This is a genomic window from uncultured Agathobaculum sp. (assembly GCF_963927765.1).
In the GTDB taxonomy this organism is placed as follows: Bacteria; Bacillota; Clostridia; order Oscillospirales; family Butyricicoccaceae; genus Agathobaculum.
This window is the reverse complement of sequence record NZ_CAWVCU010000095.1, coordinates 55,988-72,552: the sequence shown is the minus strand read 5'-3', so window position 1 is coordinate 72,552 and position 16,565 is coordinate 55,988. Positions and strand designations below refer to the sequence as shown.

Annotated in this window: 12 protein-coding genes; 1 reads left to right on the top strand and 11 read right to left on the bottom strand. The window is 47.1% G+C overall.

The window, feature by feature from the left end; genetic code table 11:
- Positions 1–63: 63 nt before the first annotated feature.
- Entirely contained in the window at positions 64–2,691 is a 2,628-nt protein-coding gene (gene alaS / locus ABGT74_RS08855) for an alanine--tRNA ligase (RefSeq protein ID WP_346705235.1), read from the bottom strand.
- 358 nt (positions 2,692–3,049) lie between these two features.
- Positions 3,050–4,414, bottom strand: coding sequence for an MATE family efflux transporter (locus ABGT74_RS08850; protein ID WP_297282613.1), 1,365 nt, complete (start codon positions 4,412–4,414; stop codon positions 3,050–3,052).
- Between the two features lie 161 nt (positions 4,415–4,575).
- Here ABGT74_RS08850 and ABGT74_RS08845 point away from each other — a divergent pair, with 161 nt between their 5' ends.
- Positions 4,576–5,436, top strand: coding sequence for an AraC family transcriptional regulator (locus ABGT74_RS08845; RefSeq protein ID WP_346705238.1), 861 nt, complete (start codon positions 4,576–4,578; stop codon positions 5,434–5,436).
- 60 nt (positions 5,437–5,496) lie between these two features.
- On the opposite strand, the gene ABGT74_RS08840 is transcribed toward ABGT74_RS08845, so the two are convergent.
- From ABGT74_RS08840 to ABGT74_RS08800, 9 genes are all read right to left on the bottom strand, one after another.
- Positions 5,497–6,939: a hypothetical protein gene (locus ABGT74_RS08840; protein WP_346705234.1), complete on the bottom strand. Its 1,443-nt coding sequence runs from the start codon at positions 6,937–6,939 to the stop codon at positions 5,497–5,499.
- Positions 6,940–6,945: 6 nt separating this feature from the next.
- On the bottom strand, positions 6,946–7,764 hold the full coding sequence (locus ABGT74_RS08835) for a histidine kinase (RefSeq protein WP_346705233.1): 819 nt from the start codon (positions 7,762–7,764) through the stop codon (positions 6,946–6,948).
- A 10-nt stretch (positions 7,765–7,774) separates the two neighbouring features.
- Complete coding sequence (locus tag ABGT74_RS08830) at positions 7,775–9,358, bottom strand: response regulator (RefSeq protein WP_346705232.1); 1,584 nt, start codon at positions 9,356–9,358, stop codon at positions 7,775–7,777.
- A gap of 132 nt (positions 9,359–9,490) precedes the next feature.
- Complete coding sequence (locus ABGT74_RS08825; RefSeq protein ID WP_297282609.1) at positions 9,491–10,462, bottom strand: sugar ABC transporter substrate-binding protein; 972 nt, start codon at positions 10,460–10,462, stop codon at positions 9,491–9,493.
- A 69-nt stretch (positions 10,463–10,531) separates the two neighbouring features.
- The gene (locus ABGT74_RS08820) at positions 10,532–11,479 is read right to left on the bottom strand and encodes an ABC transporter permease (RefSeq protein WP_346705231.1); all 948 of its coding nucleotides are present in this window, start codon (positions 11,477–11,479) and stop codon (positions 10,532–10,534) included.
- Positions 11,480–11,493: 14 nt separating this feature from the next.
- Positions 11,494–12,987: a sugar ABC transporter ATP-binding protein gene (locus tag ABGT74_RS08815; protein WP_346705230.1), complete on the bottom strand. Its 1,494-nt coding sequence runs from the start codon at positions 12,985–12,987 to the stop codon at positions 11,494–11,496.
- Positions 12,988–13,245: 258 nt separating this feature from the next.
- Positions 13,246–14,871: a chaperonin GroEL gene (gene groL, locus ABGT74_RS08810; RefSeq protein WP_346705229.1), complete on the bottom strand. Its 1,626-nt coding sequence runs from the start codon at positions 14,869–14,871 to the stop codon at positions 13,246–13,248.
- Between the two features lie 28 nt (positions 14,872–14,899).
- Positions 14,900–15,184: a co-chaperone GroES gene (locus tag ABGT74_RS08805; protein ID WP_110436870.1), complete on the bottom strand. Its 285-nt coding sequence runs from the start codon at positions 15,182–15,184 to the stop codon at positions 14,900–14,902.
- A gap of 174 nt (positions 15,185–15,358) precedes the next feature.
- Positions 15,359–16,498, bottom strand: a complete 1,140-nt coding sequence (locus ABGT74_RS08800; RefSeq protein ID WP_346705228.1) for a class I SAM-dependent RNA methyltransferase — start codon at positions 16,496–16,498, stop codon at positions 15,359–15,361.
- Between the last annotated feature and the right edge of the window lie 67 nt (positions 16,499–16,565).

Genomic DNA, 16,565 nt, shown 5'->3' with positions numbered 1-16,565 from the left:
ATTTTACAGAACAGACAATCTTGCATTCAAACCGCTCCTTTCTGTTCTTTTATTATACCGGATTTACAGCAGCGCTTCAACAATATTATTGACCGCTTCCAACGCTTCCTCCAGCTTTTCCGGCTGCTTGCCGCCAGCAGTTGCGCTATCCGGACGGCCACCGCCGCCACCGCCAACCATCTTTGCCACTTCCTTGATGATCTTACCGGCATGAGCACCCTTCTTGACAGCCTCCGCGCCACAGACACACAGCAGGCTGACCTTGCCGTCATTCACAGCAGACAGAACCGCAACCATATTCGGCGCTTTTTCCTTTATACTGTCGCCCATTGTGCGCAGCACTTCTGCTGTTGCGTCCTCCAGCTGGGTTGCGACTACGTTTACGCCCTTGACATCGCGCAAAACATTCAGCAGATCCACCATCTGCATAGATGCCACTCTGCTGTTAAGCTTGTCGATCTTCTTGGTCATTGCGCGCAACTCACCCACGGTCTGCTCAATCTTCGCGGGCAGTTCATTCGGGGAGGTCTTAAGTGCGGCAGCAGCCTCGGTCAACAGCTTCTGGCGCTCATTGAGGTAATCCAGCACAGCCTTACCGGTAACCGCTTCAATGCGACGCACACCAGCTGCAACAGACGCTTCGCCAATGATCTTAAACGCACCAGCCTTCGCCGTGTTATCCAGATGCGTACCGCCGCACAGCTCAACGGAATCACCCGCCTGTACCACGCGAACCACTGCACCGTACTTTTCGCCAAACAGCGCCATTGCGCCCTTTTTCTTGGCCTCATCAATAGACATTTCCTCGGTGATAACCGGGCTGCCCGCCAGAATTGCTTCGTTGACAAGCGTCTCAACCTGTGCCAATTCCTCAGCGGTCAACGCTGCAAAGTGTGTGAAGTCAAAGCGGATATGGTCGTTTGCCGTGTACGAACCTGCCTGCTCGACATGGTCACCCAGTACCTTACGCAGCGCCTTCTGAAGCAGGTGCGTTGAGGTATGCGCACGGCAAATCGCCTGACGGTATTCCGCGTCGACCTTGGCCTGCACCTCATCCTCGACCGAGATTTCGCCCTCGGTCACCACACCGATGTGCATATACTTACCGTCCTTGGTCTTCTGCACATCAGACACGGTCACCACACCGTTTTTACCTTCCAGAATACCATGGTCGCCAATCTGACCGCCCATTTCCGCATAGAACGGCGTATGGTCGAGCACGACCGTGATCTTCTCACCCTTGGCTGCCGCACCGGACGGTTCGCCCTCATTGACAATAGCCAGCACCTTTGCCGACTCGCCCAGCGTTTCATAACCATCAAAACGGGTCTTGATGGACTTGTCCAAACCGAGGTCCTCGCTCTGCCAGCCCAAATCACCCATCTTCTTGCGGTCTTCACGAGCACGCTCACGCTGTTCGTTCATCAAGCGATCGAACTCTTCGCGGTTGGTGGTCATGCCCTGCTCTTCAAGGATTTCAAGAGTCAGGTCAATCGGGAAACCATAAGTGTCGTACAGCTGGAATGCATCGGCTGCGGGCAGCTCCTTACCATCTGCTGCCGCGATGCGCTCGTTGAGAATATTCAGGCCGCTGTCGATCGTCTTATTGAAGCTTGCTTCCTCGTTTTCGATGACCTTGTGGATATACTTCTGCTTTTCCACCAGTTCCGGGTAAGCGCCGCCGGATTCCTGAATTACGGTCGTTGCCACATCAGACAGGAACGGACGGTCAATGCCCAGCAGCTTGCCATGACGAGCCGCACGACGCAGCAGGCGGCGTAGCACATAACCGCGGCCCTCGTTGGACGGAATAACACCGTCGCAAATCATCATAACGGTCGAACGGATATGGTCGGTAACGACGCGGAGCGAAATATCCGTCTTTTCGCTGTCGCCATAGTGCTTGCCGGCAATTTCAGAAACCTTGTTGGTAATGTTGCGCACGGTGTCAACATCAAACAGCGAACCAACGCCCTGTACAACGCAGGCCAAACGCTCCAGCCCCATGCCGGTATCAATGTTCTTCTGCTTCAGTTCGGTGTAGTTGCCGTTACCGTCGTTGTCGAACTGCGAGAATACGTTGTTCCAAACCTCCATATAACGGTCACAGTCACAACCAACCGTGCAGCCCGGCTTACCGCAGCCATATTCCGGTCCACGGTCATAATAAATTTCCGAGCAAGGACCGCACGGACCAGAGCCATGCTCCCAGAAATTATCCTCCTTGCCGAAACGGAAAATACGCTCAGCCGGAATACCGATGTCCTTGTTCCAAATCTCGAATGCTTCCTCGTCATCCTGATAAATGGACGGATACAGACGATCCGGATCAATACCGACCCATTCCGGGCTGGTCAGGAATTCCCAGCTCCACGCAATAGCTTCTTTCTTGAAATAATCGCCAAACGAGAAATTGCCCAGCATTTCAAAAAACGTACCATGGCGCGCGGTCTTGCCGACGTTTTCAATATCACCGGTGCGGATGCACTTTTGGCAGGTGGTGACGCGATGGCGCGGCGGCTCCTGCTCTCCGGTAAAATACGGCTTCATCGGCGCCATACCAGAGTTAATCAGAAGGAGCGACGGGTCGTTCTGCGGGATGAGCGAAAAGCTCGGCAGGCGAAGATGACCTTTGGTTTCAAAAAACTTGAGGTACATTTCGCGCAGCTCATTTAAACTTCTGTACTGCATATTCTTTTATCCTCCAAATTTTAATTTGTAAAACAAAAAAACTTCCGCCCACTCGTTAGGGGCGAAAGCATTCTTCCACGGTACCACCCTAATCTGCGCCGATAAAAGCACATCTTAGTGATCGGTTATCGCGGATCAGACGGTCTGCTTTCACAGACTGCTCGGAAGTGGCTGTCTCTCGGTTTGGCAAAGGGCTTGCACTGTCCCCTCTCGCTATCTGCCAAATATCGAAAAACTCGTTTCCTCATCGCATTCAATATTTAATTCCTATAAAAGTATATCATTTTTTATTTTTTTGTCAACAGAAAAACCGGCCATTCAGCCGGTTTTTCGGGAGAGAGAAAGAGAAATATTCCGTTTATTCTGCTGCATCCGGTCGGGTGACCTTTTTCACCCATTTCCAGCTGCGCAATCGTATCACAACGGGAATAGTCTTATACAGCTGATCCCATTTCAGAAGGAAAAACACGACAACCGGCGCACACTTCCACCAGAAAGCTGCCATTGCAGAAAATGGTACAATAATCAGCCACATGCTGATCAGATTCATTTTTGCGCTGAAAGCAGTATCGCCTCCGCCACGGATAATTCCGTTATCGCAGGCCATTTGATACGATGTGCCAACTGTCGTAATGGAAAGCACAAGCATGAACTGCATGGACAGTTCGTATGCCTGATCGGTCAATGTCCCGCCGAAAACCGTTAAGATTGGTACACGCAAAACAAATATCAGAAAACCAGAACAAATCCCAATTGTGATGAACAGAACCTGAAGTGTATTGACAAGCGGACGCAAACGCTTTTCGTTACCTTCTCCAATAGTGCGTCCAACCACAATGCCCGCAGCAGACGCAGAACCATATGCCACAACAGAGAGCACCTGAAACACCTGAACCGCAATTGCATTTGCTGCTGTCACATCGCCGCCGAGATGTCCGAGAATTCCGGTTTGCACCATCTGGGCCACGCCCCACAGAGCTTGATTGATTAGTACTGGTGAAGAAACCCGAGTGTAATCCCGCATATAGCTCGTATCAATACGAAGCAGCTTTGCTAAGGTCAAACGAAGCGTATTCTCTTTATATTTCAAATAATAAATGACAATCAACAGCTCAACACATCGCGATACCAGTGTCGCAATCGCAGCGCCGCGCACACCAAGCTCGGGAAAGCCTAGATTGCCATAGATCAGACAATAGTTGAGGCATACGTTGATGACCAGTGTAGAACCGGAAATGATGTAACCAATTTTTACAATACCAATGGAGCGCAGCGAAGCGACCAAAATATTGTTAACGGTAAAAATAATATAGGTAAAGCAAATAATTTGAAAATACTTTTGCCCCTCTGCGATAACCGCACTGTCATTGGATAGCAGGCTCAAAAGCTGCGTAGGGAAAAATGCTACCACACAAAACAGGAGAACTGCCAAGCTGCCGCCAAACCGCAAAGCAACACCGATGATATGGGGAATCGGTTTTAAATTTCCCTTTCCCCAGTACTGTGAGCCAAGCACAACTGCGCCTTCCCCTGCACCAACCACCAGCATTTGCAACAGATACTGAACTTGGTTGCACAAGCTGACTCCGCCCATGGCATCCTGACTATATCTGCCAAGCATTACAGTATCCATCATGTTGACGCCATATGTCAATAGGTTTTGCAGTGCCAATGAAAGCGCTAAAAACATGAATGATTTATAAAAAGTCTTATCTTTAATCATCTTGAACACCTTTGACCATATATTGATATAAGTCCTTTTGCCAAATAAATATTGACTTCTATCTAATCATACTGAATAAAAAGCCCTTGCGCAATAATAAAACACTGCAACTTATTTATTTTTTGTGCTATTATAAGATATGAGAGGTGAACACATTGAAAGTGAATAACGAGCCTGGAGTATTATCTCGCTCAGAACGTTTCTTTTCCACGCCGTCTGCAACCGCACGTACTCTATTTTTTTATGTCACGCGTGTAGGACATTATTATTATGATAAACACTATGATTTTTCAGATACCTGTGACGTGGCGCGTGAGGAAAGCCACAAAAACTTTTTCCTTGCTTTTATCCGCTCTGGAAGCATTTTTTATGAAACATCACAGCAATTTGCGGCAGAACGCGGTCAAGTTGCACTGATTGACTGTCACAAACCCCATCATTTCTATACCACAGGAGACGCGGAGGCCATGTGGATTCATTTTGATGGTGCCAATGCGGAAGCCTTTTTTAATCAGATCATCACTTTTCGAGGTGGCAAACAAGCCTTCACTCCATCACCTGATGACCGAATTGAACAGGAAATGGCGCAAATCATTTCCGGGTTGCGCAGCGCCACCATCAGTGAGGTAGATTGTTCCCAACGCATTTATCGCATTCTCTGCGCACTATTATTTCCTTCGGCTCCATTACAACATAGTGCAAACGATAGTATTATATCTCAAGCGGTTCACTATATCGATCAACACCTATTTGAGCAAATCAGCGTAAAACAAATTGCAGAACAGATTCGTCTCAGCACATCGCACTTTTCCAGATTATTCCGCAGTGCAACCGGTTTTTCTCCTCACGAATATATCATGCTGCATCGGATTGACGAAGCAAAGGCATTGCTGCAATCCACTTCCCTATCCGTAAAAGAAATTGCGTTTCGGGTTGGCTACCGCAGTGAAGTCAACTTTATCATTGCATTTACTGATAAGACAGGGCTATCTCCGACACAGTTCCGAAAAAATATCTTTTAACAGAATCTTTTGCCTACTGGACACCACTTATAGAATCAATAGTCATTTCTCATGCAATAATTATCTATATAATGAATCAATATAGTGCAGTCTTTGCAGGAATTCTTTATTTTCTGTCTTTTCGCAAATAGCATCAATGCCGGAAGATATCACCCAAATTGCCATCCCTCGTCTAGCACAAGTCACCAACATATCAATAATCATTTCATGATGTTCGGATTCTTGTCCGGCAAACGGAAAAAAACAGATCAAGAGGCGTGGATTTACCAAATACCACTTATAATACGAAAATCGAAGCCGCTCAGGCAACGTCCACTCATTTAATGGACGCAGCAATGCTTCTCGACCGAACCATTTGGACGCTTCATCCATGATGCTCGTCATAAGGTTTTTTCTAATCACATGACGTCCTGCTTTTGGAAGAAGACAAGCACTTAAATTATCCAATGCTGTCAGCTTATCAAATAATACACCACTCGGGCGATCCGGACGTTCGATTTGAATCCCAATTTCAGAACCAATGGCCTTTAAAACCGCTTTGTATTCATACGATTTCCCGGACAAGCAAAAACTACCGCTCAGCCAATTTTGTTCTCCCAGGAAACAATCTCGAATCTGAGATACCGTATTATAGTTTTCATCCTGCAAAAATGCGATTTCACCACTTTGAATCTGAAAATTCAACGGCTCCATCATCGGAAACGTTAAACCAGATACGGAAAGAATCACCTTTTCACCTTGCCATGGTTCCACATGCGATATGCTGCTCTTACTGCGGCGTTTCCAACCCAGTATCTCATACAAGCGATCATCGAATTCCTCTGGATACAATCGGTAGCACGTTTTCCGGTTTTTGATGATATCTACTCGATTCACATATTGATACAGGAATTTCTCATCCATATCGCAGATCAAAACCGCAGAACCTTGTTTTAGTAGGAATTGAACACAATGCATCAATTGTTCTAAGTCTTTCCAACGCAAAATCTCGGTCAAGCGATCCAATATCAGCAATTCGCTTTGCCAAAACCAAGCTCGAAAAACAGAAAGCCGATAATAATCCAGTAAGGAAAGCGAAGATAATTTTTTCTCCCATAACGGAAGCAACCCCATCTGTTCCAGCATATTTTCAGTTTCTTTTGCAAGCAGCTTCCACTTTGCATATTTACTTTTTTTCCATGGTATCGGTTTCCCTAAAGCAATCACAAAATCGCAAACAGTCAGCTCTTTAGAATCGAATCGAAACTTATCTGCAATCATGCTATTCTGCGTAATCCAGCGCTCCAACTCTATAGAACCAGCGCGCAATCCATATAAAAAAACCTTCCCTGCTTTGATATGCGAATATCCCTTAAAAATATCCAAAAAAGCGGTACCAGAAGTAACATGTTCATCCACATATATACCGATGCATTCTCCTCGAGAAATCATCAGATCAAATTGGTACTCGCTGCCCTCACTCTGAAAACGCCCATCTTCCACACGAATCAATTCTTCTTTCATTGGCGCTTAGTCCTCCTGTGGAAGCAATGGTAGTGTAATGCAGCACTCTGTACCGATTCCTACCGCACTGAAAATACGAAGTCCATAGTTTTCTCCAAACATCAAGCGTATGCGGCTATTGACATTTCGCAGTGCAATGCCACCACGTTGCTGCATGTTTGTTCCGGTATCATCCCCTGCAAATTGTGCATTTAACCGTTCCACCTGTTCTTCCGGCATGCCGATTCCATCATCACGTACCCGTAAAAACAATGTTCGTTCACTGTTCTCTACGATAATCCGTACCGTACCATGCTCTATTTTACCTTCCAAGCCATGCAGAACTGCATTTTCCACCAATGGCTGTAAAATCAGTTTTGGCATACGCGCTTCCAGCAATTCTTCATTTTCCATTTCAAGCTCCAAAGAGAGCTTATCCCCAAAACGACACCTCTGGATAATAAAATAGTTTTCAGCATTATCCAACTCATCTGAAAATGTAACATATTCCTGCACATTGGATATCGTATAGCGAAAAAAAGTTGCCAAAGCCTCTGTCGTTTCAGCTATTTCCTCACAATCCACTAGTAACGCGTCCGCGCGGATTGCTTCCAAAGCATTATAAAGGAAATGCGGGTTGATCTGGTTTTGCAGCGCCAGATATTCCGCTTGTTTTTGCCTCAGTCTTGTGATTTCTTCTCCATGAAGCCGTTCTTCGATATCACCCAAAAAAACTTTCAAAAGTGGGCTTTTACTCCAATCCATATGCAAAACAGCTTCCAGATTTTTTTCACTTTGATAGCGCCGCAGCGCATGCCACAGCTTCCATCCGCTCAGCAGCGACAATGCTATCACCTTACTTGTACAGCTTTTTATAATCCGATGGACTAACACCGGTTACTTTTTTGAATAATCGTGAAAAATACTTCAGATCACGATACCCTACCATCTCTGCCACATCCTGAATGGACAAGGAATCAACACATAGTAGTTCTTTGGATTTGTTGATACGCAGTTCCGTCAGATAATCCATAAAATTTTGTCCGGTTTCTTTCTTGAATAATGCAGAAAAGTAAGTCGCATTGAATCCGACTGCGCTGCTCACATCCTCCAATCGCAGGGTTTCCTGATAATGCTGCTGAATATAACGCTTTGCTTCCGTGATCGGACGCGCTTCCTGCATAGATTTTTCTTCACATAGGCGCTGGATCTGCTGCCGTATGCCATCCCGAAGCAAAAGATAAACATCTTGTACGCTGGAACAACGCCAGAACTTTTCCTGCATGGTTTCCAAAAAGTAATCTTCCACATTTCCACTTTGCTTCATGCCATAATGCGCAGCGTCTACAATTTGCTGAAACCAGTCCTCTACCATTTGCCCATTCAAGTTTTGGTTCGGTAAAAGGCACCGATAGCTGTCATCCAATTCCTGCTCAAACCGTTCCTTATCCAAATACTCTGCCGCTTCCTGAAAACGCTTCTTTTGAGCAGGATCCATGAGATACCGTTCTTCAAAAGGCAGTGTTTCCCCATCAGCATCACGCCATGGCTGAATGTGGCAAAGCCGATCCAAACAAAGCCATATCGCTTCCTGCATAGAAACATTCATTTCTTTCAAACATGTTTTTCTGCTGCCCAAGCAAACCATGCAACGTATATTCCAAAATAAATCACGCTGCTTTTCAATCTCTTTACGAATCTTTGTAAAGCATTGCTTAACCGCGACTGCCTGATAATCGGGAATACATACCACTGCTGCAATTCCTTCTCTTATGGTAGCAACCGCATATTCACCGGCTAATTGCTGCACTTCGTTTCTGACAATTTCCAATGCATGATGCAGCATGATCGAATAACCATCCTGATACTGCTCTGCATTCGCAATATCAGGCTTTATCAAGGCAGCAAAATACGTTCCATGTGCAAAATGAAATCCGTATTCTGCTTCCGCTTGTTCTGCATCAATGAATTGTTTTTGCCGGTTGACCGCATCTCGAAGTGCTTCTATCAAAAGCTCCTGCCGTCGCTCTCCGCTGCGCTTTAATTGCAATTCAAGCGCTGCCTCTTCTCCAAACTTATCCTTTAAGCGCAGTAAAATACCGTACAGTTCTTCTTGCTTGAGCGGCTTCAGCAAATAATCCTCAACGCCATATTTTATCGCATTCTGTGCATATTCAAACTGACGATATCCACTGATCACGATAGTATGCAGCTTCGGCTGTAATTCCTTCGCACAACGGATCAGTTCAATACCATCATAACCCGGCATGCGAATATCTGTTATCAATAAGTGCGGTTGTTTTTCTTTTACCAACTCCAGTGCACGCAAACCGTCATTGGCAATGCCAACCACTTCATAGCCAAGAGACTGCCAATCAATCAGCTTCTGCAGGAGTAAAATCACTTTATTTTCGTCGTCCGCAAGGACTACTCGTAACATAATCCGCCCCCAGTAAAAATACACGCTGTTTATCAAAAAAGGGAAAACGAATTCGTTTTCCCTTTTCTTATTCATGATAACACTTTCTCTGGCGTTTGCCAACGCAAATTACATGCTGGTAAAGGAAATCCCTTATTCGTAGTCGGCAACATTGGAAGCATCAATCCAGGTATTATCAGTGATGATAACATTTTCCTCCAAAGTTCCGCCAGAAAGCAGCGTAACCGCAGCCTCAATCGCATTTGCGGCCATAGCGCCACCGTTCTGAGAAACCGTACCTGTGATGCGTCCATCCTTGATTGCTTCGAAACCATCCGGCGTACCATCTACACCAGTGATGATAATACCGCTGTTTGCGCCTGCGGCATTGCCTGCACCGACTGCCATGCCATCGTTTTCGCAAATGATTGCATCCAGGTCATATGCAGACAGCCAACTCTCTACTGTTGCCTGCGCGCTAGCCGTATCCCACTGGCAATCTGCAGGCGAAACAACCTGAACCATATCCGGATAATTCTTCAGGACATTTTCATAGCCTTCCATGCGCTGCAGTCCACCGGAATCGCCAGAGGGGCCAGTAAGAATCGCAATGTTGCCTTTACCGCCTAACAAATCGGCAACATGCTGCATCTCGGTTTCGCCGGCCTTTACGTTATCACCGTAGGACACCGCAGAAATACCATAGTTTTCCCAATCCGTGCAGGCAGAAATGATGTTGATGACAACAACACCAGCATCTGCTGCGCTTTTCGCTGCATCGCAAAGTCCATCCGGATCAACAGGCTCAAACAGAATCGCATCATAGCCTTCAGAAACGCATTGCTCAATCTGGCTAATCTGTGTTGCTGCATCTTGGTCCGCACTAAGAATGGTCAAATCAACACCCATTTCCTCTGCCTTTTCTTCAGCGGCTTCTGAAACCGCGATCTGGAATGCATTGGTCTGATGCTGCTGAATCAATGCGATTTTGTATGCGCCGTCTGTCGAATCTGTACTTGCATCCGAATCCTGCGAGCCATCGGTCCCACTGTTGCCACATCCGCTTACCATGCCAAGCGTCATTGCGCTGGCCATCAGCATGGCAAGGATTCTCTTTTTACTCATAATTCTTCCTCCTCAAATTTCTTTATGATAAGAACAGAACATACTTTGTGCTCCCGCTCTTAACATCAATCAGTTTTTCTTGCTTTTCCCCTTAACATCAATTAGAACTGCCAAAACAATGATGGCGCCTTTGACGATCTTCTGCCAGTGAGACGATACACCCATAATGTCCAAGCCGTTCGCAATAACTGTAATCAGCAAACATCCAACCACAACCCCCCACGGTTTACCGACGCCGCCGGACATCGACACACCGCCGACAACACAAGCGGTAATCGCATCCATTTCATAACTTTCCGCCGCGGTAGGCTGACCAATGGTAACACGAGAAGTCATTAAAAAGCCGCTCAATCCCGCCAACAGTCCAGCAATAGCAAAGGTGGAAATACGGATCATAGTCGTATTGATACCAGATACACGTGCCGCTTGCAAATTACCACCGCAGGCATAAACTCGACGACCGTATACCGTTTTGGCCAAAATGAAGGAGCAAATCAAAATGACAATAATCAGAAAAACTGCCAGCATTGGAATTCCAGCAATCGAATTTGCAGCAACCGCCTTATACTCCTGACTAATCCCCGTGATCGGCTTACCGTTGGAAGTCAGAAGTGCTAACCCACGAACAGCAGTCATGGTACCAAGCGTCATAATAAACGGCGGCAAATCACCAACTGCAACGCCAACGCCATTTACGACACCAACAGCCAGACCTGCAAGCATTGCCACAACCAGCGGAACCACCAGCGGATACTGCCCCTGTCCCAACATAGCAGCTAGAATGCCTGCAAATGCAACCGTGGAACCAACAGACATATCAAATCCGCCTGCGATAATGACAAACATCATGCCGAACGCCAGAATACCGTTGATCGAAGCTTGCTTCAAAATGTTCACCAAGTTGCTCGGCTGAATAAAACTCGGCTTCAAACAAGTGAGCACAATAACCAATGCAATAAAAATCACGAAAATAAAATATTCGCTGATTAGTGCTTTCGCATTTTTCGTCTTTTTCATCTTTTCCCCTTCCCTTATACCTCAATGGCCGAAGCAAGTGTCATGATACGTTCCTGCGAGAACTCATCCCTTTTGACCTCGCCAGACAGATTGCCTTCGCACATTACCATGATCCGATCGCAAACACCCATCAGCTCTGGAATTTCCGATGAAATCATAATAACGGCTTTTCCCTGTTGCACAAGTTGTCCCAAAAGCAAATAGATATCGCGCTTTGCTCCAACATCTATACCGCGGGTCGGCTCATCCAAAATAATAATATCCGGATCATTGAGCAGCCATTTTGCAATAACGACTTTCTGCTGGTTGCCACCAGAGAGATTGCCGACGATCTGTTCTCCGGAAGGCGTTTTAATGTTCAGCTTTTTAATATACTCCTGAGAGGCACTGCGGGCTTTATTTTGATTGTACAACCCATTGCTGACCAGCTTTCTAATTGCTACCATCGCAATGTTATCATTGACTGAACCACTTAAATTCAGCCCTGTCACCTTGCGATCTTCCGTAATGAGCGCGACACCCTCTTTGATGATATCACGTGGTGAATGGACGTTCACTTTTTTACCTTTGACGTAGATTTCACCGCTGGATAGCTCATGCATGCCAAAGATGCCCTCGACCAACTCACTGCGTCCAGCACCCACCAGACCGCCAATTCCAAGGATTTCACCCTTTCGGACAGAAAAGTCAACTCCTTTTACCTTATTGTCCGCACGAACAATATTTTTCGCTTCGAAAATTACTTCACCAATCTGTGCATCCAACTTTGGGAAAACGTCTGTAATTTCACGGCCAACCATCATTTTGATAAGCTGCGCCTCTGTCAAATCCTTTGTTTCGCCGGAACCAATGTAATGCCCATCACGATATACACTAACACGGTCACAAATAGAGAAAATCTCATCCATTCGGTGCGAAATGTAAATGATAGCAACGCCTTTCTCTTTGAGCCTCCGGATATGCCCAAACAGCAATTCCACTTCTCGTTCTGTGATTGCGGCAGTTGGCTCATCCATAATAATGATTTTTGCATTAATGGAGATCGCCTTAATGATTTCAATCAACTGACACTGTGCAACCGTCAAATTACGGAGCTTTTCTTTCGGTGAAACATGTAGGCCGCATTCTTCAATCAGCTTTTGCGCTTCTCGTATTTCTGCCTTACTGTCGACTAAGCCGTGTTTTCGTAATTCGCGTCCTACAAAAATATTTTCAAAAACGGACATATCCAAAATCGGATTCAATTCCTGATGGATCATTGCCACGCCATGATCCATAGCCTCCTTTGGATTCGACACTTCATACGGTTGACCGTTAAAAAGGATTTCACCGCCCTCGTCTTTGGAGTAAATCCCCATTAATATTTTCATTAATGTAGACTTACCGGCACCGTTTTCGCCCATCAATGCATGTACCTCGCCTGCTTTTATCTGAAGCTGTACATGATCTAGCGCTTTGACACCCGGAAATGTTTTGCTGATATCCTTCATTTCCAGAATATACTCCATGCATTCTCCCCTCCTTTGTGATTATTTTATCAAGCCTTACCACGTTCTGAAACTTCCATTCTTCACATGAGGGGGGGTATTTTTTAGGAGTTTCTCAAATAAGTCAATTTGTAAAAATTTATATATCATTTTTTGGCTATGCTGCCCATGCAATAAAAATACACAAGAAAGAAAAAGATGGCAAGCACTTTACTTCGTGCTTGCCATCTAAAATCACTGTTAAAAAATCGTCTCCTAAATTCGGAGCATCCTTTTTGCTTAGTACATGCCGCCCATATCCGGAGCTGCCGGAGCAGGAGCAACCGGCTCCTTCTTATCAGCAACCAAACTCTCGGTGGTCAGAACCATGGACGCAACAGAAGCCGCATTCTGCAATGCAGAACGATTTACCTTCGTCGGATCTACGATACCGTTAGCGATCATATCGCCATAGGTCTCGGTCGCAGCGTCAAAGCCATAGCCAACCTTGCCGCAATTCTTCACCTTGTCGACAACAATGGCACCCTCGATACCAGCGTTAAAGGCGATCTGAGCCATCGGAGCTTCCAAACCACGTGTAACAATCTGCATACCGGTCTTTTCGTCGCCCTCTGCCGTCTCAGCCAGCGCCTCTACCGCTGCAATTGCGTTGACATAAGCAACGCCGCCGCCTGCAACAATGCCTTCCTCCACTGCTGCACGAGTTGCGTTCAGTGCGTCCTCAATGCGCAGCTTCTTTTCCTTCATTTCAGTCTCAGTCGCAGCGCCAACCTTGATGACTGCAACACCGCCAGCCAGCTTAGCCAGACGCTCCTGCAGCTTCTCGCGGTCAAAATCAGAAGTGGTGCGCTCGATCGCGCCACGGATCTCAGTCACTCGGTTAGCAATCGCCTGCTTGTCGCCAGCGCCGTCAACGATCGTGGTGTTTTCCTTGGTGACCTTGATCTGACGGGCAGTACCCAACATATCCATGGTCGCATCCTTCAGCTCAATGCCGACTTCCTCGGAGATCACGGTGCCGCCGGTCAGGATCGCGATATCGCGCAGCATATCCTTGCGGCGATCGCCGAAGCCCGGTGCCTTTACTGCAACACAGGTGAAGGTGCCGCGCAGACGGTTGACGATCAGGGTGGACAGTGCCTCGCCCTCAATGTCCTCTGCAATGATCAGCAGCTTCTTGCCGGACTTGACAACCTGCTCGAGAATCGGGAGCAGTTCCTGAATGTTAGACAGCTTCTTATCGGTAATCAGTACGAGCGCATCATCCAGATTTGCTTCCATCTTCTCGGTGTCGGTGCACATATAAGGAGTGACGTAACCGCGGTCAAACTGCATGCCCTCAACAACCTCGGAATAGGTCTCTGCAGTCTTGGACTCTTCGACGGTGATAACGCCGTCAGTCGAAACCTTCTCCATTGCCTCCGCAATCAGCTTGCCGATCTCGTCATCACCAGAAGAGATCGCACCAACGCGGGCAATATCATTGGTGCCGTCTACGGTCTTAGAGTTCTTAGCAATTGCCTCCACTGCAGCATTGACAGCCTTGGAAATGCCGCGGCGCATCACCATCGGGTTTGCACCGGCCGCAACATTCTTCAGGCCTTCGCGGACGAACGCCTGTGCCAGAACAGTAGCGGTGGTGGTACCATCGCCAGCGATATCGTTGGTCTTGGTTGCAACTTCCTTAACCAGCTGCGCACCCATGTTCTCGTACGGGTCGTCCAGTTCGATCTCCTTGGCGATGGTCACGCCGTCGTTCGTGATCAGCGGAGCGCCATACTTCTTATCGAGCACAACATTGCGGCCCTTCGGACCAATCGTAACCTTTACCGTATCAGCGAGCTGATCAATGCCGCGCTGCAGTGCCTTGCGCGCATCCTCGCCGTAAATAAGCTGCTTTGCCATGATATATTACCTCCTGAATTACTGGTTCTTACTCAACAATTGCAAGGATATCGCTCTGACGAACGATGATATACTTCTCGCCGTCCAGCTTTACCTCAGTACCGGTGTACTTGCCGGTGATGACCTTCTGGCCCTTCTGGACTTCCATCTTGATTTCCTTGCCATCTACCACGCCACCCGGGCCGACCTCAATAATCTCCGCAACCTGCGGCTTTTCCTGCGCAGATGCCGTCAGAATGATACCGCTGGCAGTGGTTTCCTCTGCTTCTACCATCTTGATCACAACACGATCGCAAAGGGGTTTGAGTTTCATAACGGATGCCTCCTATGAAAAATAAAAATTAACAAAGTCATGGTTTAGCACTCATTAAACCAGAGTGCTAACTTGACTATTATATTACATCAACTCATACCAGTTGGCAAGAGGTTTCTTGGAAAAAGCATCAAAAATTTTATGAATTTTTTGTGAATTCACTTTGCAATATCGTTATCGATTAGCATTGTCCCGTTTCGAGTGCTTAAAATACATATGCAACTCACATTTAATCATGCCGTTATAAAGTTTCCTTCGTTTATCGGCCTTTTTGCCAAAGCAACGTTCAAAAAGCGGATCCGAGCTGAGAATATATTGTTTGATGGGTGATTTTTGCATTGCAGCCCCCATTTTTTGATACAATTCCTCCGCTTCCTGCAAATCCAGCAACCGTTCGCCATACGGTGGATTGGCGATAATCACACCGCTTTGTGCGTAATCCCGCTTTGTCGCATCTGCCTGCTCAAAAAACACCGTATTGGCAACGCCTGCTTTGCGTGCATTTTCCATTGATAACTGCACACAAGCCGGATCAATATCGCTGCCGACAATGTCAAACCGCGCGCCGCCATCCGCCATGCCGAGGGCATCTTCTCGTGCCTGACGCCAAACAGAGGCATCAAAGCAATGCCATTTTTCCGCATCAAATGCGCGCATCAAACCAGGTGCGCGCCGCTGAGCAATCATTGCCGCTTCGATCGCTATGGTACCCGATCCACAAAACGGATCGAGGAACGGCTCTCTCCCGCGCCAGCGCGCGAGCTTCACCAACGCAGCCGCCAGTGTCTCCCGCAGCGGCGCTGCATTACTGTTCGCACGATAGCCGCGCTTGTGCAACCCACTGCCCGAAGTGTCCAGATACAGTTCTGCGGTATCACGCATAATGGCAAACTGAATCTGATATTTTGCGCCGCTTTCCTCAAACCAGTTCTGATGGTAATGCGCCTCCAGACGGGATGCCACTGCTTTTTTAATAATTTTCTGACAATCCGGTACCGAATGCAGCGCCGAATTCAAACTATGCCCCTTCACTGGAAAAGCACCGTCTTTGGGAATAAACTGTTCCCATGGCAAAGCACGCACTCCTTCAAACAGTTGATCGAAGGTTTTTGCCGGAAACGCCCCCAACCGGATCAACACACGCTCGGCGCAGCGCAAATTGAGATTTGCCCATGCTAAGATTGTTTCGTCACCCTCGAACAACACTCGACCATTTTCAGCATGCACCTCGCTCAGTTTGCCACCAAAACGCAATTCATCTGCCACAATGCCTTCCAGCCCAAATAACGTCGGGCAACACATGGTCAGTTCCATGTCATGCACTCCCCTCTTCTCCTGCAAAAAGGCTCCTGCCGGAATCGCGGGCAGGAGCCGTCATATC

Coding starts and splice junctions, on each gene's coding strand:
- ABGT74_RS08820 (WP_346705231.1), bottom strand. CDS start 11,479: ATGAAAAAGACGAAAAATGCGAAAGCACTAATCAGCGAATATTTTATT.
- ABGT74_RS08830 (WP_346705232.1), bottom strand. CDS start 9,358: ATGTTACGAGTAGTCCTTGCGGACGACGAAAATAAAGTGATTTTACTC.
- ABGT74_RS08825 (WP_297282609.1), bottom strand. CDS start 10,462: ATGAGTAAAAAGAGAATCCTTGCCATGCTGATGGCCAGCGCAATGACG.
- ABGT74_RS08840 (WP_346705234.1), bottom strand. CDS start 6,939: ATGAAAGAAGAATTGATTCGTGTGGAAGATGGGCGTTTTCAGAGTGAG.
- ABGT74_RS08850 (WP_297282613.1), bottom strand. CDS start 4,414: ATGATTAAAGATAAGACTTTTTATAAATCATTCATGTTTTTAGCGCTT.
- ABGT74_RS08805 (WP_110436870.1), bottom strand. CDS start 15,184: ATGAAACTCAAACCCCTTTGCGATCGTGTTGTGATCAAGATGGTAGAA.
- groL (WP_346705229.1), bottom strand. CDS start 14,871: ATGGCAAAGCAGCTTATTTACGGCGAGGATGCGCGCAAGGCACTGCAG.
- ABGT74_RS08815 (WP_346705230.1), bottom strand. CDS start 12,987: ATGGAGTATATTCTGGAAATGAAGGATATCAGCAAAACATTTCCGGGT.
- alaS (WP_346705235.1), bottom strand. CDS start 2,691: ATGCAGTACAGAAGTTTAAATGAGCTGCGCGAAATGTACCTCAAGTTT.
- ABGT74_RS08800 (WP_346705228.1), bottom strand. CDS start 16,498: ATGGAACTGACCATGTGTTGCCCGACGTTATTTGGGCTGGAAGGCATT.